Raw genomic sequence first — 17,380 nt, 5'->3', positions numbered from 1 at the left:
TCGGTACTGAGCTGGCCCCGGTTGTCTGAACAAAAATTCCGCGTCGATAAGTGGAGCCTCTGCCGAGGTTAGGCCGCCGCGCGGAGCGGCGGAAGATCGAAGTAGGCTTGATCCGGGGTCATGTCGTCAAGACTCGAATGAGGACGTCGGCCGTTGTAAAAGTCGAGATACCGGCCGATCGAATGTCGCGCCTCGCCGACGGTTTCGTAGGCTCGCAGATAGACCTCCTCGTATTTGACGCTGCGCCACAGCCGTTCGACGAACACATTGTCCCGCCAGGCCCCTTTGCCATCCATGCTGATGGCGATGCCATTGCTGGCGAGCAGGCCGGTGAACGCCGCGCCGGTGAACTGAGAGCCCTGATCGGTGTTGAAGATGTCCGGCTTGCCGTGGCGAGCCAAGGCATCTTCCAGGGTCTCGACGCAGAAGGCCGCCTCCATCGTGATCGACAGCCGCCACGACAGAACACGACGTGTCGCCCAGTCCAGCACCACGGCGAGATAGACGAAGCCGTGCGCCATCGGAATGTACGTGATGTCCATGGCCCAGACCTGGTTCGGCCGCCGGATCTCGATGCCGCGCAGCAGATACGGATAGATCTTGTGGCCGGGCTCGGGCTTGGTGGTGCGCGGACGGCGATAGAGCGCCTCTATCCCCATCCGCCGCATGAGCGTCTTCACATGCCGGCGGCCGATCTTGCACCCCTGCAAAGCCAGCAGGCCTCGCAACATACGCGAACCGGCGAAGGGATACTCCAGGTGCAGCCGATCGAGACGCTGCATGATCTCGAGGTCGGCTGAAGAGACTGGACGCGGCAGATAGTACACGCTGCCGCGACTGACCTTCAAAATCTCTGCCTGCTTGGTGATCGACAGATCGTGCTTACGGTCGATCATCGCTTTGCGCTCAGCAATCCCGCCTTGGTGAGCGCGCCTTCTAAAAAATCGTTCTCCAGCGTCAGCTCCCCGATCTTGGCATGCAGCGACTTCACATCGACCGCGGGCGTGGCCGGCGTCCCGCCCCCCGATCCGAAAATATCAGAGGCGCCGCCCTCAAGCTGTGATTTCCAGGCCGTAATCTGATTGGGGTGAACGTCGAAATGCTCCGCCAGCTGGGCTATCGTCCGATCGCCCTTGATGGCGGCCAGAGCCACCTTCGCCTTGAAGGCCGGTGAGTGGTTCCGCCGGGGTCGTCTGCTCATGGTCTCTCCTGTTCACGGCAATTATCGCCGCTGTCAGGCAGAAATTCCACTTATCGTTCTGTCCAGATTTCCGCGACCGGCTCTGTACTGTAAAAATGATGCTCGTAGTCTCTTCGCTAGAAATAAGCTGCAGCAAAGGGTTAGTCAGTTGTTCAATCACTGATATCATATGGAGACGCGCAAATGAGTAAGCTTGTTTCGGTAGGACTGATCGCCGCGGCCATGTTCGCTAATCCGGCCATGGCGGCGTGGTACGACAAAAACGGCGGAGTCATCCATCCTTCCCGCGTCGTTCACTGCATCCGGGCTCCAGACGTTGGCCAGTTTGCCGGAGGTTCGTGGAATAATCCTCCCTGCGAACCGGCAACCCGGGGCTCAGGCACCAGGGCGGCGTGGTACGACAAAAACGGCGCAGTCATCCATCCCTCCCGCGTCGTTCACTGCATCCGGGCTCCGGACGTTGGCCAGTTTGCCGGAGGTTCGTGGAATAATCCTCCCTGCGAACCGGCAACCTGGCGCTAAGGCGCCAGGTAACACTAAAAGCGCGTATGGGTGGGCGAAAAGCCCGGTCTGTCCGGCGCTGCCTTCTTCGACCTCTACACCCAGCCTGTGTGAAAACGTGCACGCGTGGAGAGCGAACAGAGAAGTGTGTTCTCTGTTTTCTTCTTTCGGCGGTGCCGGCCAGAGCAGTCCTTTTCTTATTCAACGTATTCGAGACAAATATTCTCCGCGAAAGTTTGACTTCGGAGTTTTCACACAGCCTGGACCCATTTCGGAACTCGCAACTTCTTGGGTGAAGTCCGGTCAGACCGCGGACCACTCTTAGGTTTGATATTGACTCACATCAAAAATAGCTTGGCGGGGCGTGTTAACCAACAACATGGGGCGGCACCATTCGACATTCATGGAGACGAGCAAATGGTTACGCAAAGCAATATCCACTTCTTTACAAATTGGGCCAAGGAGCGTCTCGATGAAATGGACGCAACGGTGACATCGCTTGAGGGCAAGGCGGCCGAGGTGCAGGCCGATGTCCGGGACAAGGCCAAGAAGGTTCTTGCTGACCTGCGTAAGCAGCGTGATGACTTTCGCGACACCATGAAGAAGCAGTCGGAAGCTAACGAGGCCGCCTGGATCCAGGCAAAAGCAAAACTAGATGCTGACTGGCGCTTGTTCGAGGCCGAGGTCAAGAAATATATCGAAGGCTTCGGCAAGCAAATCGAGCACCAGCATGCGACGTTCAAGCTTCAAGCCGATGCCCAATTGAAAGCGTGGCGCGAAGCAGCCGACAAGCTTGGCAGCGATGCCAAGAAATTCGCTTCTGAGCGTCGGGGCGATATCGACGCCGCCGTTAAGCGTATGAACGCCGATGCAGTCGAGGCGGAGAAAAAACTCGAGAAGTTGAGCCAGGCGGGGACCCAGTCATGGTCCGCACTCATGGCGGCTTTGACGGAAACGCGAACTGCCTTCGATCGCGCCAATGAGGCTGCGCGGGAAGCGTTCAAGCGAGCTGCTTGATCGGGAGGCGGTCTTTCTTTTTTGCTCGACGAGGATCAAGAAATGACATTTGGCGGACTTCCGATTTTGGCACGAAGCTGCCGAACCGAGATGTCCGCTCTACAGTCGCTATCGGGGGTAAACCGGACATGACGCGGACAGGCCGATTCGGTCAGGAATGACCCGAAGTAGCGGAGATGCCTGAGGCAGACCGCACGGGTGTGGAGACTCACCTCAGTGGGCCCCGAATGCCCCCGGTGTTCTTCTGAGAACACGTGCGCATAGAGGTTAGCTATCCATTGCTTGCCCTCCTGCGTGACCTGCAAATACCGGAGTGCATCGCCGATATAGGGACGGACCGCCTGCCAGAAGAAAGCGGGGTACGCTGCTCTTAAATCATCCGGAGTCTGATATCCGAGCTTCTCGCTCGCGCCGGTTTCCTGGAATTCTGCAAACAACGCCGACGTCTTGCGCAGATAATCAATGTCGGCCAACTGGCCGATCAAGTCCGCGGCACGAAGCAGGCCTGGGTAATCTGCCGTGCTGGTATGCTGCTCGTCCTCCGGCACCGGAAACCGCGTGTGCTCGATGTTTGCCTCAATTTCTCGCGTATCGATGTGGGCTAAGCTCACTTTCCCGCAACGCTCGCGGACAAAGACTTTAGATCGCGTGACATGATAGCTCCCGCGGATATGGGTACGAGATCACCGTCTTCGTTACAAACATAATGTCCATTACGGTCGCCCCGACATACCCTCCGTACATAGCCGATGTCGTGGCATCAGAGGGAAATCATAAAATGGAGCCAATCGCGTGGGGTAACGCCGCCCTCGCTGGTGTGTTTCCCAAGTAAAATTTCCTGGCCGACTAACGTCACCATGATGGTGTGGTTCATGTCGTGGTAGGCCGCTTCACTATTGGCAATATTCTCTAGCGCGAGGCGCCCAACAAAACCAATGATGTCCGGATAGGCGGGCTCAAGGATTCCATAGATTTAGCCGTACCTATTTTTAAACTCCCCGACAAACGCTTGGATGACAATTTGACTAGGATTGAATATGATTTCCTCCAATCCTCGGATGCTATTCCGGTTCGGGCGTAAGTGCGGCGGCGAGAAGATAACCCGATGTGAGAGGAACATAATCGTATTCACCGATACCCTGTAGAACCAAAAACGTGAGCGACTTGGTGCCACCGTTGGTCACTAGATGAGGTCGCGCTGCCCTAACAACACGGATTTCGCCGGGCTTCAGATTCACTTCCTCTTTCGGGTCCTGCAAGAACAGCCTCATGTGGCCTTCCAAAACGTAAAAAGTATCGGTGATATTGGTGTGGCTGTGCCACGGCACCTTCTGCGTCGGCGAGAGCTGCAACTCCATAATGCGAAAGCCGGGGCGCGCGGCATGCTGAACGCGACGCTCCACTTCGTAAAGATGACTGGCGTCCCGAATTGACTGCCCTTGGCTCATATCGACCTCCCTCAATTACTGCGGAGGCTGCTAGTAAATCCCACGCTGCGACGCATCGCAATGTGAATGGTGTTCTTCCGCTGTCGGCACGTTTGAGACATGCCGACTGACGCCGGCAATGTCTGCTTTCTGGGCTATTTCGGAAGTCCCGTTTCAGGCTCGTCAGGACCGGTTTTGACCCGACTCCGACATTGCCGCTGACTGATGGTCGCAAAATGGGTATTCTAAGGTGCGATCCTTGGCTCGTTGAGAGGGTCGGATGCAATTCGATCAACTCAAACGCCGCGACTTCATCGCGCTTCTCGGCGGCGCGGCGGTATGGCCAATGGCTGCGCGCGCGCAGCAGGCCGGGAAGCTGCCAACCATCGGGTTCTTCAGCCCTCGTTCGGCTGCGGCGGCGAGGCGTTCGGTTGCTGCACTGGTACAGCGGCTGGGCGAACTCGGCTGGATCGAAGGTCGCACCGTGGCGATCCAGTATCGTTGGGCGGACGAACATGACGAGCAGCTCGCTGCGATCGCGGATGAGTTCGCCCGCCTCAAGGTCGATGTCATCGTCACACACGCGACCGCGCCAGTCAGAGCGGCAAAACAGGCGACAGCGGTTATCCCCATCGTGTTCGCATCGGCTGCAGACCCGGTCAGCAACGGACTGGTCGCGAGCCTGTCCCGGCCGGGCGGCAACGTCACCGGAATATCGAGCTTGACAGTGGAGCTTGCCGGGAAGCGTCTCGAACTTCTGCGCGAACTCATCTCCTCTGTTCACCGGCTGGCGATCATGAGCAACGCCGACGGCCCCGGTGCCGTGCGGGAGATGGCCGACGCTCAGGCAGCCGCGCGCACGCTCGGGCTTGAGATCGTCACATCAGAAATTCGACGAGCCGAGGATATCGCGCCTGCATTCGAGGCGCTCAAAGGCCGTGCGGATGCACTTTATGTTGTGACCGACCCGCTCGTAAACACTAATCGAATTCGGATCAACGCTTTGGCGCTTGGCGCGCGACTGCCGACGATGCATGGGTCTCGGGACTACGTGGAAGCCGGAGGCCTGATCTCCTATGGACCGGACGTTCTCAGTATGTACCGGCGCGCCGCCGAATTGGTTGACAAGATTCTGCGCGGTGCGAAGCCAGCCGACATTCCGGTCGAGCAGCCCACTAGGTTTAATCTTGTGGTCAATCTTAAGACTGCCAATGCCCTCGGGCTTGCCATTCCGGAGGCTTTCCTCGCGCGCGCCGACCAGGTGATCGAATAGAGTTTGCTGCGGTGCATGAGTCAGGAATTGGCACTTTTGAGACATACAGACCGTCCCTGGGGATGTCCGTTCCCGGAGGAAGACCGGAAGTCATCGGCCAACGTCTAAAGCGACGCGATTGCCCAAAACGGCCAATCGACTGAATGCCCGCTGTTTCAACCCAGGCAGACATGCCAGCATTGGGTTCTCCACCATAATGATGAGACGATGGAGCTGGATGCGTCGTCTGACGTCTTCGCAACGATGCAGATATACAAGTGAGGTATGGCAGTATAAAAACACTGCATGGGGGAATTCCGACAATCCACGCTCCGCGACGACTTATTCGGGGGGCTTGTCTCCGTCTCCCTCGCGATCCCGCTCGCCATGGGCTACGGTATGTTTGCTTTCACCGCTCTCGGTGACAGCTATTTTGCACATGGTGCGCTTGCGGGCCTCTACGCTGCGATTGTGGCCGGTGTTGTTTGCGTCGGACTGGGCGATCGCACCACAACGGTTTACGCACCGCGTGTGACCACTACGTTTTTGCTCGGCGCGTTGCTATACGACCTGGTGCATTCCGACGCAGAAGTCCTGCGTGGTGGTAATGTGCACCTCATTGTCATCGCCTTCTTCTCGATTATTTTTCTTGGCGGCGTGTTCCAGGCATTATTCGGCTTGGCTCGGCTTGGTTCACTGATCCGATTTGCGCCGCATCCTGTTATGGCCGGCCTGCAAAATGCCGCAGCAGCGCTCCTCTTTCTCGTACAGTTGGGAGATGTGTGCGGCTTCGACCACAACATCCCCTTCAAGGCGGTCTTGGGACATCTGGCGGAGGTGAAGCCTCTCAGTTTGGCGGTGGCCCTTGTTACATTCGTCGTGATGTGGAAGGCGCGCGTCAATACTACGAAAATCCCCCCGCTGCTGGTCGGCCTCGGCATCGGCACCGTGCTTTATTTTGTACTTGTGCTGACGGGGTTCGGCGCGCAGCTCGGTCCTGTGATCGGCGTGCCGGTTGCGGTGGAAAGTCCAACGCCTTACAGGGCCATCAGCGATCAGATCCACCTCGGAGACTTTGCCGAACTTTTTCCGTTCATCGTCGGTGGCGCTTTCGCGCTTGCGCTTGTAGCTGCAATCGACGCGCTTCTTTGCGCCAAACTTGTCACGCCGGCTGGTGCGAAGAAAGCCGACGGCAACCGGCTGCTGATGCGGCTCGGTATCGGAAATGTGCTCTCAGCCTGTGTCGGCGGAATCACGAGCGGCATCAACATCGGACCGAGCCTTGCCAACCGTGCTTTTGGCGCAAAGACATCGCTTTCGGTCCTGATCAACGTGACGGTTTTGCTTCTGATGAGCAGCGTGCTGTCCCCGGTCGTAAGCTACATACCTCGTGTCGTACTTTCGGCCACCATCATGGTCATCGCAGTCCAGCACATCGACCCCTGGTCGATTGACCTCGTTCGCCGCATAAGCACGAGCGCATCGCGCCACCGAGGTTTGATGCTGCTCGATCTGTTGGTGGTAGCGGTCGTGACCGCTCTCTCCGTAATTATCAATATAGTAACCGCTGTCTTCCTTGGGATTGTCATCGCGATAGCGCTTTTCATCGTGCGCATGAGCCGTTCAAACATTCGCCGACGGTATAACTGCGACAAGATCCATTCACGCAAGGCGCGGACACCGGAAGAGGCGGCGTTACTTGAGAAGCGGGGCGGAGATATTCTAGGACTTGAGCTCCAGGGCGTGCTCTTTTTCGGCAGCGCCGAAATGCTCAGTGACGACATCGAGCGCGCGTCCGCCGCCGGCCTTCGTACGATCATCCTCGACCTGCGGCGTGTGACAGAAATCGACGCGACCGGCGCTCGAATATTGGCCGACATTCAGGTCTCACTCGCTCGCAAAAATCAGCACCTAGTGCTTGCGCTCGCCAAAAATAGCGAGACTGCCGCACGTCTTTCTGAGGCCGGTATTATTGAGGCGATGGGGGCCGGTTGCCTGTTCGAGGACATCGATCGGGCCATGGAGTGGGCCGAGGATGAGCTGATCCGAACTGACGCCAAGGATACGAAGAGCAACGAGATTCCGCTCGCCAGCGTCGATCTGCTTTCAACCTTGACCTCCGCGGAACTCGAAGCCATAGAACACCACACGCGGCGTGAAACCTTTCCCCGCGGGAAAGTCATTTTCCGAGAAGGCGATCCGGGCAGCGAACTTTTTATCGTCACCAAGGGCCGCACCAGTGCCTATCTCAACCTGATCAACGGTGGGGATATTCGTCTCGCAACGTTCGCTCCGGGCACCATATTCGGCGAACTCGCCATTCTCGATACGGGACCGCGCTCAGCTTCCGTCGTCGCCGACGATGACGTTATTTGCTACGTTCTCAGCGAGCAGCAATTCGCCGCTCTTGCAAAGGATGCGCCTGCTGTCGCCATCAAGCTACTTTCGGGTCTTGGGCGCGAACTGAGCAGAAGGCTTCGCCGCGCCAACCAGACCATTCACCAGCTGGAAACTTGAGTTGTACATTCGCAAGGCCCGGGCAGCCGTTGCAAAGCCGTCCCGGATATAAGGCGCTCATGATAAATCGCGATGTCCGTTGATAGGGGTAGAGCGGAAGTGACGGACCGGGTGCCAAACCGTCGCTTTATTCCAGCTTCCACTCGAAGTGCGCCCGCTAACCGACGCCCGGATCGCGGTTCGCGACTACCATCGTCGCAAGGGACTGAATCTCGAATTCTCGTTCGACGGCAACTTGGTCGGCGATTTGGGCGAGGCCTGCGCCGTCGAGGAATACGGCATGAAACTCGTCAAGGCTCGTTCAAACGCCGGGTTCGACGGCTACACGCCCGACGGAAAGCGGACCATTCAGGTCAAGGCCAAAGGCCCTTCCACCAAAAACATCGCGTTCAGCTACTCGGAGGTGCATGCCGACCATCTGCTCGTCCTCGAACTCGATTTTGATCGCGGCACAGGCCGCGCCGTCTACAATTGTCCGGAGCACTATGTGCGGACGTTCCTGCCCGGCGAGCCGTGGAAGGGGCAGAAGCAAGTCCCTCTTTCGCGGCTTCGACAAGCGGCGGCACGGATTCGCGATGACGAGCGTCTCCCGATGGTCGGGACCATCAAAGAATGCTGACCCGCCGCCTGACCGATCTCCCCGACCGTCATCAGGATGTTTAGCAAGACACCCGACACCATCTCTTGCTAGCGGTTCGTGCTGACCCGTCCGACATTGCGCCCGCTGGCATCAGAGCGGACCAAAAAATAATATCAACAGTGACCGGCCTTCGCGCTGAAAAGCTCGTGGGGACACAAGCGAGGACACAACAGTCGTACCGCATTGATTTGTCGAGACTTTCTGCGTCCTTATTCTCCCTTGCGCAGGGAATGCCGGAGTGCCTCCGCTGAACCTGTATGCTCGTGTGCGGCTCTTCGCACAAATTTGCACACGAGACCGCGGGTGCAGCGTGCGCCCGGCATTCCCTGCACCCTCCTTGTTGAGGGGGGACAGACCGGCTCCAGCAAAGCTCGGGCAAACTGTGCCGCGAGAGGGCGGACGCGTATCTGTGGTTTGAAAATTGAATCATGATCTCACCACGTCATTGCGAGCGAAGCGAAGCAATCCATTGTCACCCCGCTTGCGGAAGGATGGATTGCTTCGCTTCGCTCGCAAGGACGGGGAGAGAGCCGCGCGATCCGGTGGCTCGCAATGACGGTTAGAGTTGTCGTGGCTGTTTTGAAAAATCGAATCCGTTGCAATTCACAGATACCAGGCGAGCACTGCCTTGAGCAGAGCGTTTTCGATCACCGGCAGCACGACGATTTGATTCATGCCGGCCGCACGGGCCAGCGACGACGCCACCGATTCGTCGATCTTCAGATGCTCATTGATGGCGGGCATCCCCGTCGCCCAGGCACCGCCGATGCTGCCTTCGCCCTTGCCGATCGTCTGCGAAGCGTAGAGCGATGCGAGATCGGTGTTCTTGCTGCAATCGCCGGAGTGAAACACCAGCGCCGATCGCGCCCGATCCGGCACCCAAATTTCAAAGCGCTTTGCGATTGGGGTTGCCTGTGCCGACAGGAACGTCATGACCCAGGTCTGGTCGTTGCCTGTCGTGTAGGGGATGCCGACGCCGCAATTGATTCCGATTTCGGAGGCCTCTTCCCAGCGCAAAAATCCCTTGGAATTGTGCAGGTCCTTGATGATCAAGAGCATGCCGGCTTTCCAGGTCCGGCCGGGCAGGCCAAATCCCCGCGGGAATTTGGTGTGCCGGGAATTGAACTCGAACATGTCGGCGGTGCCGTAATAGCCGTCGACAAGGCCCATCTCGTGAGAGACTTCCGCATCATTGTGCCAGAGCTCGATGGCGCCGATTTGCTTTTCGTCGTCGCCGCAAAACAGCACCATCACGGCCATCAGGAATTCGCCGGCAAAAACCGGCAGCGCGACGCCGCAGGTCAATCCGGCTTCGATCGCCTCGTCGGTGCGCTTGAAACAGGAGTCGGCGAATTTCGTCAGAATGACCGGATGGCCGGCGGCCCGCGCCTTGCCGGGCAGGCCCTCGTCATAGGCAAACAGCGCGTTTTCACTGATCGCCTTGAACTCCGAAAACTCCGCGCTGCAGAGACTGCCGCCGAATTCGAGTCGCGTGCGCGTCCGGTCCGGCACCCACAATTCAACAACGCGAATGAAGGTCTTCATCGGGACGCACCTGATCGCCTCACCGATGACAACCATCGGCGATTTTCCGGCAGCGTGTGCGATCAAATTACAGGCAGCTTGCGCCCAAAGATCGTGCGAAAGCTGCGAGCATGGGGAGTGACAGCGTTGCCGCCATCACCGCTAATCAGGGCTGTCGAACCTGACGGAACCTCAGTTCCGATACGACGGATCGGTGCGATCGAGCTTGCGCAGCAGCGCCGGCCAGGCGAGGCCGCCGTTGCGCGCGGGCCGGTCGGGACGCGATCGCATCTTGTCGTAGGTCTCTTCCATCACGCTTTGCGGCGGGTAGGCCAGTTTGGTGTTGCAGGACAACGCCATGACCTGCACCTGGCAGGCGCGTTCGAGGCGCCACAGCACATTGAAAGCCGCGGGCACGGTGCGGCCGACGACGAGCAGGCCGTGGTTGCGCAGGATCATGGCTTCGTGGTCGCCGAGGTCCCTGACCAGCCGCGCGCGCTCGTCGACATCGTCGGCGATGCCTTCGAAATCATGATAGGCGATGTGAAGAAACCGCATCGCGGTCTGCGCCAGCGGCAGCAGGCCGCATTCCATCGCGGAGACGGCCATGCCGGCCGGCGTGTGCGTATGCGCCACGCAATCCATATCGTGCTTGGCCATATGAATGGCGCTGTGAATGACGAAGCCGGCGAGGTTGACGTTATAGTCGGTCGCGTTCAGCAGCGTGTTGCCCTCGACGTCGACCTTGATCAGGCAGGAGGCGTCGATCTCCTCGTAAAGCATCCCGTAGGGGTTGATCAGGAACTGATCCGTCGTTCCAGGCACCCGGCAGGAGATGTGGTTGGCGATCATCTCGGTCATTCCGTAGATCTCGGTGAGGCGGTAGCAGGCCGCGAGATCGACCCGTGCCTGCCATTCCTCGGGGCTCACCTGTTCGCGGACCGACTTGACGACCTTGACGGCGGGAGCGCTGACGGGAGGGTTCATGGCGTTTCTCCACTGGGGCGGGTTATTGGGCCGGGCAGGGCCCGATCGTTGGCGGCCAGGATAGCGGCAAAATTCGCTGCGCCGCAAGGCAAGCCCGCAGGCTTAATTGCAGGTCTGGCGGGCGAAATCCGAATGCGCCGTTGGCGCCAAATCCGCTGTGATGCCAGTATGAGGAAAGGGTAGCCACCGAAGGCCGAGCCGCAATGAACAACCGTTCCATCCGTATCGCCGTGCTGCATTTTTCCCATGAAACCGTGACGTTCCTGAAGAACGACACGACCCTCGACGACTTCATCTATCCGGGGTCGCCGGCCAGGGGCGAGGCGTTGCTGGGATCGTATCCGAAATCCTATATGGGCGGCTTTGTGAAGCTGGCGCGGGAGTTCGACGGCGTCGAACTGGTCGGAATTGAATCGCCGCTGTGGCCCAGGACAGGCACCGGATCGGGATGGATCACCGAACAGGCCTTCGAGACCTTCGTCGGCAGGATGATTGCCGGCATCAAGGCTGACGGTCCGTTCGGCGGCGTCTATCTCTGCCTGCATGGTGCCATGGCGGTGCGCGGCGTGCCGAGGCCGGAGGCAGAACTGGCGCGGCGGGTTCGCGAAGCGGCCGGGCCGAAGGCCTTCATTGCCGCGACCTTCGACCTGCACGGCAACGAGGATGAAGCGTTTTTGCAGCATGCCGATATGGCGTTCACGGTGAAATACTTCCCGCATTACGACGAATACCTGCAGGGCGAGCGCGCGGCGCGCACGCTGGTGCGGGCGATCCGGGGTGACTACAAGCCTGCGCACGTGACCATCCGCGTTCCCGTCATCTCACCCACCGTCCTGCAATGGACCGGTGCCTCGCCGTGGATGGATCTGGTGCAGCGCGCGTTGGTTTGGGAGGCGCGCGAGCCGGATGTGTATGTGAATGTCTTCTTCGGTTTTCCGTTTGCCGATGTGCCCGACGTCGGCATGACGGTGCAGGTCGTGACCAACGGAAATCCTGAACTCGCTGAACGTATCGGCCACGATCTTTCGAACGCGATCTGGCGGCAGCGCGAGGCGCTGCTAACATCCACGAAAATCCACACCATTCCGGGCGGCGTCGCGCTGGCAAAGCAGGCCGTGGCCAGCGGCAACACGCCGGTCGTTCTGGCCGATCACAGCGACCGTTCCGGCAATGCGACCTGGCTGCTTCGGGAGATCGTGGCGCAGGATCTTTCCAACACGCTGATTGCGACAATCGCCGACGCCAAGGCCACTGCCGCGCTCAAGGCGATGGGCGCCAAGGCCGGTGACAGTTTTGACATGGAGATAGGTGGCCTCGCCGATGAATCCGCCGGCGATCCCGTGCGCATCCAGGGAACGATCATGAACGCGGTCGAAGGCTATGGCCAGTTCTGGGTCTGCATCCGGTTCGGCCGCAACAACGTCCTGATCCTCACGACATATCTGATGCAGATCATGGAGCCGTTTTCACTGAAGGCGCTGGGGCTGGACATCGGCGCGTTCGAGGTGATGGCGATCAAGTCGCGGGTTCACTTCCGGCGCGGCTTTGACGACAACGGTTTTGCCAGGACGATCCTGCTGGTTGAGCCGGAGCAGCCCTTCCTCGGAACGACGCGCCTCGACAAGTTGCCGTATGAGCATGTCGATCTCGCGCAGTATTATCCTTACGGCGATCCGGCGTTTCATGCCTGACCCATCAAGTGAGCAATGCAATGACCGAAGGACGCTATCGCCTGATCGGATCGACCGCGTCGCCCTACGCCATCAAACTGCGCGCGCTGTTGCGCTATCGAAGGATTCCCTTCGACTGGATCATCATGACCAAGGCGCTGCGGAAGGCGACTGAGCATCTGCGCCCGAACCTGATCCCGGTGCTGCAATATCCCGATGGTACGTTCCGTGGCGAGACCACGACGCTGGCCTACGATCTGGAAGCGCGTCATCAGGAGCGCTCTGTCATTCCCGGGGACAAGGCGATCGCGTTCGTCTGCGATCTCCTGGAAGACCTCGCCGACGAATGGGCGGTCAAACCGCTATTTCTGTACCGGTGGTGGGATCCGGAGGATCAGGCCTATGTCTCGCGCTGGGCCGGCGAAGAGTGGTCGGTGTCGGAGGCTGCGACCGGCAGCACCGAAGAGATCGAGCAATTTCGCCAGCGGCAGATTTCGCGCATGGTGATCCTTGGTGCGACGGCGGAAAACAAGCCGCTGCTCGAGGAAAGCTACCTGCGAATGCTGGCCGCATTCGAGCCGCATGTCAGGATGACCAACTATCTGTTCGGCAACCGGCCGTCGCTTGCGGACTTCGCCTGGTTCGGCCAGCTCAGCGAAATGGCGACCGATCCGACGCCGATGCGGATCATGCGCGCGAAGGTGCCGTTCACCGATCACTGGGTAAGGCGGCTGGATGATGCCTCCGGCGTTGAAGGCGAGTGGTATCCGCGCGAGCGTGCGCTTGGTGGAATGGCCGAGGCGTTGCTGCAAATTGCCGGCGAACTCTATTTGCCGTTCCTGGTCGCCAATGCGGAAGCCTTTGCGAAGGGCGTCGATCGGCTGGAGATCAGCGTCTGGGGCCTGACTTATGCGCTCGCGCCGTTCAAATATCAGGTCAAATGCTTGCAGCAACTTCGCGGCAAGTTTGCCGCGCTCAATGGGGAAGACCGAGCGGCGCTAAAGGCTGTGCTGGAGCGTACCGGCTGCTGGGCGCATTTGAATGCCAACTAGAGCGTTTTCAAGCGAAGTGGACTCCGGTTCGCGTGAAGAAAACGCGTCAAAAAAGTCTATGGCCGCTCAGCCCTTTGGAAAATCCTTGCGCATCGCAATTTCGGCGGCGTCGCCGGGCGACAGGACAGGGCGGTCGAACGCCGGCTGGCGTTCCGTGAAGATGTCGTAGAGCGAGATTTGCTTGATCGGCTTGGCCAGCAGTTCCCTGATGCAGTCCGCCAGCGTGCCGTTGTAAACGAGATACGGCGTCTTGCTGGTGACCCGCTCGTTCCTGAGCGAAGGCCACTTTTTCAGGTCGGCAGGCGCGTCATAGGCGATCGGGAGGCTTTCTCTGAACATGCCTCGGTTCCGGCGTTTCAACCATCCCGCAGGGTAGCCAAGGATGGTAAACAGATTCGAAACGCGGCGGGCGTCTCATGCCCGATGCCGGCTACCCAGCGCGGTCGCGATGGATTCCGGGTTTTTGATGCGCTCGATCAGCATGTCGATGCGGTCACCGCCCCAGAACAATTCGCCGTTGAACACCATGGTCGGCACGCCGAATACGCCGAGCGTCTCCGCCTCGTCGATAATGCGGTCATGTTCGGCCCGCGCCGGGCCGTGGACGTAAGCCTCGAACTCGCTCGCCGAGCCGCCGACCGAAGCGATCACGCCCGAAATATCACTGAGCTCGTCGATTTCGAGGTCGTGGCTCCAGAAGCGGCGGAACACCGTGTCATGGTAGGGCCGGAACAAGCCATGACGTTGCGCGAACAGCATGCCGGCGCTGGAATAGAAGGCGTCATAAATGCGCCGCGGGCCTTTCATGGTGAGGCCCTGGGCGTTGGCATAGCGCCGCGCGTCCATATAGGCGTAACGCACCTTGCGCCAGAAATGCGGCGTCCGCTCTTCGACCGTTCCCATGAATTCGGCGACCCGCAGCGTATAGGGCAGCCATTCCAGTTCGACGCCGTATTTTTCCTCCAGCTCGAACAGCCGCTTGTTGGCCACAAACGCATAAGGACTCTTGTAGTCGGTGTAGATGCGCACGCGCGGTTTGGCCATCGCCGGTCCTCGTTCCGATCGAACGATCCTTCCCGATCCGGACCAGGGATGCAATCTGCGGGCGCTATCATTGATGTGGGAGAGCGGTCGACTGACCCGGTGTCAGCAGATTTGGAATCAGAAGATTTGAAGTCAGTAGAACTTGCGCCAAACGAATGGGCCCCGGTGCATTCAAGCATCGCGGGGCCCTACATCTTCGTTTTAGGCGAAGGATTTCTGATAGACATCAGCTCATTTTCAAGATCGAATACCGCGTGGCCTTTGCGTTCCGATCCCGTGGATATGATGTTTAGATTGTTGGCGACGCAGTGGGGCGAGCAGCTGCTGTTCACCTCTATGCGCCGAGACCTTGCCGCTGAGCAAGGTCACTGGCCTGAGCCGGTGGCGTCATGCTCCTCTCCAAGTGTGGTCCCCACGGAAAACTGTCCGCGTCCGCTGCCTGCCGTTCGATCATATGATCGGGCGCCAATACCCGCGAAGCGAGGAGCCAGATGCTCCGCTACCCCGATGGGCGCAGCGTCGAAATGCTGCGGCAGATATCGTCGGGTGTCAAGTTAAGTCGGACGGAACCCGCTTGAGTTCCACCGCCGGCCTCACTATCCACACGCGAAACATGCGACCGATCGAGGTCAGGCCTTGGTCTGGCGATACTGGCTGAAGTCGGGATCGTGGGTCATTTTCCAGTAGTCCACGAACCGCCACGGCATCGCCGAGAAAACCCGGCCCTGACTGTTGCGGTAGTAGGTCGTCATGCCCGGATGCGTCCAGATCAGCTGCTCATGCTCGGCGTCCACTTGTCGGATGTATTGATCGTGCGCGTCGTGGCGAACGTCGATCGCGGCGATGCCATGCTCGATCATCTCGACGAGGCAGGCTGAGATGTAGCGGCTCTGACACTCCGATTGAAAGATCACGCTGCCGCCGTGCGCCGGACCGGAATTGGGACCAAGCATCAGGAAGAGGTTCGGAAAGTCCGGTACGGTAAGGCCGAGATAGGCGGTGGGATTGTCGTTGGCCCAGGCAGCCCTGAGATTCTTGCCGTCGCGTCCACTAATGTTGAGGCGCGCCGCCATTTCCGAGACTTTAAAACCCGTGGAAATCACGATGATGTCGGCCGGCCGCAATTTCCCATCCGATCCAACGATGCCATCGCGCGCGAAATGGTCGACCCTGTCGGTGACCAACTCGACGTTGGGCTTGGTGAGCGTCTTGAACCAGTTATTGTCCAGCAGGATGCGCTTGCCATAGGGCGGATAGGTCGGCACGCATTTCTCGATCAGGTCGGGGCGCTCCCTCAGTTCGGACAGGATGAAATCGGTCAGTTCCTCGCGATGCCGGTCGTTGCCCTTGTTGACAGCGCGATCGGGGTGCGGCCAGTCCGGGTCCTTGCGCAGGAACGGCAGCAAGCCGTCGCCGTAACGCCAGAACATGTTGAAGCGGTACCACTGCACGTAGAACGGCAGATGCGCGAGCAGCCATTGCGCCCCCTCGGCGATCCGATCGGAATAGCCCGCGACCGGCCGCGCCCATTGCGCGGTGCGCTGATAGACCGTGACCGACGCGACGCGATCGGCGATCGCCGGCACCAGCTGCATCGCGGTTGCACCGGTGCCGATGACGGCAACGTGCTTGCCGTCGAGCTGGATGTCATCGGACCACAGCGCGGAGTGCAGCATCGTGCCCTGAAAATTTTCCTCGCCCTTGAAATGCGCAGGCGAGGGGTCGTTGAGCTGCCCGATCGCACTGACAAGCGTGGTCGATTCAAACGTCTCCTCGCCATCTCCGGTCTTCAGCGTCGAAATCCAGCGTCGCTTGTTTTCGTCCCAGCGCGAGGCGATCAGTTCCGTGTTGAGGCGGATGTGGCTGCGGATGTCGTATTCGAGCGCGACCTTTTTGAGGTAATCGAGCAGTTCCTGTCGTTGGGCGAAATACCGTGTCCACGGGTTTCGTGCACCGAACGAGAAGGAATAGGAATGGTTCGGCGTATCGACGCCGCAGCCGGGGTAGCGATTGACGTACCAGGTGCCGCCAAGCTCATCGTTCTTCTCGACAATGGTGTAGGGAATCCCGAGCCGGCCGAGCGCGACGCCGAGCGCAATGGCGCAGACGCCGGCGCCGACGATCAGCACATGCTGCTGCGCCAGCGCCTCATTGGGCGGACGCCTGGTCCAGCGCGCGTCGCGCGGAATAAAATCCATTTCCTCGCGCATCAGCGGCGCATATTCCGGGGCGACGTTTTCGCCGAGCGTTGCGTTCATCATTCTCAGCATCAATTCGTTGCCGGGATCAGTAATGACGGGCTTGGGTTCACCTTTCGAAAACAGGTTCAGCACCGCGGCGCGGATTTGGTCCTGGATTTTCGGCGGCAAACCGGCCTGGGGATCGGGGATCAGGCGGACATCGCGCCGGGGCCTGTAGGGCGGCTCCAGCCAGCGCGCGTCACCGGTCATGTGCACCAGCACCATTAGCAGGACGCGGATATCGCCTTCGGCGATCGCCGACGACAGATCGAGCTTCTTGCGCGGTACCTCGATGTTCATATTTTTCC

At 59.4% G+C, this 17,380-nt stretch carries 14 protein-coding genes; 6 read left to right on the top strand and 8 right to left on the bottom strand.

Going from position 1 to position 17,380, the window contains the following annotated elements; all coding sequences use genetic code 11:
* Positions 1-68: 68 nt before the first annotated feature.
* Positions 69-1,201, bottom strand: a protein-coding gene (locus NL528_RS33545; protein ID WP_143206051.1) for an IS3 family transposase whose coding sequence is annotated in 2 segments (ribosomal slippage) — positions 69-946 and positions 946-1,201 — 1,134 coding nt in all. Because the reading frame shifts where the segments join, the coding sequence is not laid out codon by codon here.
* A gap of 918 nt (positions 1,202-2,119) precedes the next feature.
* Here NL528_RS33545 and NL528_RS33540 point away from each other — a divergent pair.
* Positions 2,120-2,719 carry a hypothetical protein gene (locus NL528_RS33540; protein ID WP_309178644.1) on the top strand — a complete coding sequence of 200 codons (600 nt, stop codon included), beginning with the start codon at positions 2,120-2,122 and terminating at the stop codon, positions 2,717-2,719.
* A 35-nt stretch (positions 2,720-2,754) separates the two neighbouring features.
* On the opposite strand, the gene NL528_RS33535 is transcribed toward NL528_RS33540, so the two are convergent.
* Positions 2,755-3,330, bottom strand: a complete 576-nt coding sequence (locus NL528_RS33535; RefSeq protein ID WP_309178643.1) for a hypothetical protein — start codon at positions 3,328-3,330, stop codon at positions 2,755-2,757.
* Between the two features lie 450 nt (positions 3,331-3,780).
* Complete coding sequence (locus NL528_RS33530) at positions 3,781-4,167, bottom strand: cupin domain-containing protein (protein WP_309178642.1); 387 nt, start codon at positions 4,165-4,167, stop codon at positions 3,781-3,783.
* A 259-nt stretch (positions 4,168-4,426) separates the two neighbouring features.
* Here NL528_RS33530 and NL528_RS33525 point away from each other — a divergent pair, with 259 nt between their 5' ends.
* From NL528_RS33525 to NL528_RS33515, 3 genes are all read left to right on the top strand, one after another.
* Positions 4,427-5,419 carry an ABC transporter substrate-binding protein gene (locus tag NL528_RS33525; RefSeq protein WP_309178641.1) on the top strand — a complete coding sequence of 331 codons (993 nt, stop codon included), beginning with the start codon at positions 4,427-4,429 and terminating at the stop codon, positions 5,417-5,419.
* A gap of 285 nt (positions 5,420-5,704) precedes the next feature.
* Positions 5,705-7,915 carry a SulP family inorganic anion transporter gene (locus NL528_RS33520; RefSeq protein WP_309178640.1) on the top strand — a complete coding sequence of 737 codons (2,211 nt, stop codon included), beginning with the start codon at positions 5,705-5,707 and terminating at the stop codon, positions 7,913-7,915.
* A 148-nt stretch (positions 7,916-8,063) separates the two neighbouring features.
* Complete coding sequence (locus tag NL528_RS33515; protein ID WP_309178638.1) at positions 8,064-8,534, top strand: DUF6998 domain-containing protein; 471 nt, start codon at positions 8,064-8,066, stop codon at positions 8,532-8,534.
* Positions 8,535-9,158: 624 nt separating this feature from the next.
* Here the strand turns inward: NL528_RS33515 and NL528_RS33510 are convergent.
* Both NL528_RS33510 and NL528_RS33505 read right to left on the bottom strand, forming a co-directional pair.
* Complete coding sequence (locus NL528_RS33510; RefSeq protein WP_309178636.1) at positions 9,159-10,136, bottom strand: GAF domain-containing protein; 978 nt, start codon at positions 10,134-10,136, stop codon at positions 9,159-9,161.
* A gap of 135 nt (positions 10,137-10,271) precedes the next feature.
* A complete protein-coding gene (locus tag NL528_RS33505; RefSeq protein ID WP_309178635.1) occupies positions 10,272-11,066 on the bottom strand; it encodes a class II aldolase/adducin family protein in 795 nt (264 codons plus the stop codon).
* Positions 11,067-11,269: 203 nt separating this feature from the next.
* On the opposite strand from NL528_RS33505, the gene NL528_RS33500 reads away from it, so the two are divergent.
* Positions 11,270-12,757, top strand: coding sequence for a M81 family metallopeptidase (locus tag NL528_RS33500; protein ID WP_309178634.1), 1,488 nt, complete (start codon positions 11,270-11,272; stop codon positions 12,755-12,757).
* A 20-nt stretch (positions 12,758-12,777) separates the two neighbouring features.
* Positions 12,778-13,788, top strand: a complete 1,011-nt coding sequence (locus NL528_RS33495; protein ID WP_309178633.1) for a glutathione S-transferase N-terminal domain-containing protein — start codon at positions 12,778-12,780, stop codon at positions 13,786-13,788.
* Positions 13,789-13,854: 66 nt separating this feature from the next.
* Here NL528_RS33495 and NL528_RS33490 read toward each other — a convergent pair whose 3' ends face one another.
* From NL528_RS33490 to NL528_RS33480, 3 genes are all read right to left on the bottom strand, one after another.
* Positions 13,855-14,127 (bottom strand): hypothetical protein, encoded by a 273-nt coding sequence (locus NL528_RS33490; RefSeq protein WP_309178632.1) that lies wholly within the window; start codon positions 14,125-14,127, stop codon positions 13,855-13,857.
* A gap of 75 nt (positions 14,128-14,202) precedes the next feature.
* A complete protein-coding gene (locus NL528_RS33485; RefSeq protein WP_309178631.1) occupies positions 14,203-14,832 on the bottom strand; it encodes a DsbA family protein in 630 nt (209 codons plus the stop codon).
* A 629-nt stretch (positions 14,833-15,461) separates the two neighbouring features.
* Positions 15,462-17,372, bottom strand: coding sequence for an NAD(P)/FAD-dependent oxidoreductase (locus NL528_RS33480; protein ID WP_309178630.1), 1,911 nt, complete (start codon positions 17,370-17,372; stop codon positions 15,462-15,464).
* Positions 17,373-17,380 lie beyond the last annotated feature (8 nt).

This window comes from Bradyrhizobium sp. Ash2021, assembly GCF_031202265.1.
GTDB lineage: Bacteria > Pseudomonadota > Alphaproteobacteria > Rhizobiales > Xanthobacteraceae > Bradyrhizobium.
Note: the sequence above shows the minus strand (reverse complement) of the source record. Positions and strands in the feature narration are given on the sequence as shown.

Coding starts and splice junctions, on each gene's coding strand:
- NL528_RS33540 (WP_309178644.1), top strand. CDS start 2,120: ATGGTTACGCAAAGCAATATCCACTTCTTTACAAATTGGGCCAAGGAG.
- NL528_RS33495 (WP_309178633.1), top strand. CDS start 12,778: ATGACCGAAGGACGCTATCGCCTGATCGGATCGACCGCGTCGCCCTAC.
- NL528_RS33510 (WP_309178636.1), bottom strand. CDS start 10,136: ATGGTTGTCATCGGTGAGGCGATCAGGTGCGTCCCGATGAAGACCTTC.
- NL528_RS33505 (WP_309178635.1), bottom strand. CDS start 11,066: ATGAACCCTCCCGTCAGCGCTCCCGCCGTCAAGGTCGTCAAGTCGGTC.
- NL528_RS33485 (WP_309178631.1), bottom strand. CDS start 14,832: ATGGCCAAACCGCGCGTGCGCATCTACACCGACTACAAGAGTCCTTAT.
- NL528_RS33525 (WP_309178641.1), top strand. CDS start 4,427: ATGCAATTCGATCAACTCAAACGCCGCGACTTCATCGCGCTTCTCGGC.
- NL528_RS33530 (WP_309178642.1), bottom strand. CDS start 4,167: ATGAGCCAAGGGCAGTCAATTCGGGACGCCAGTCATCTTTACGAAGTG.
- NL528_RS33520 (WP_309178640.1), top strand. CDS start 5,705: ATGGGGGAATTCCGACAATCCACGCTCCGCGACGACTTATTCGGGGGG.
- NL528_RS33500 (WP_309178634.1), top strand. CDS start 11,270: ATGAACAACCGTTCCATCCGTATCGCCGTGCTGCATTTTTCCCATGAA.
- NL528_RS33480 (WP_309178630.1), bottom strand. CDS start 17,372: ATGAACATCGAGGTACCGCGCAAGAAGCTCGATCTGTCGTCGGCGATC.
- NL528_RS33490 (WP_309178632.1), bottom strand. CDS start 14,127: ATGTTCAGAGAAAGCCTCCCGATCGCCTATGACGCGCCTGCCGACCTG.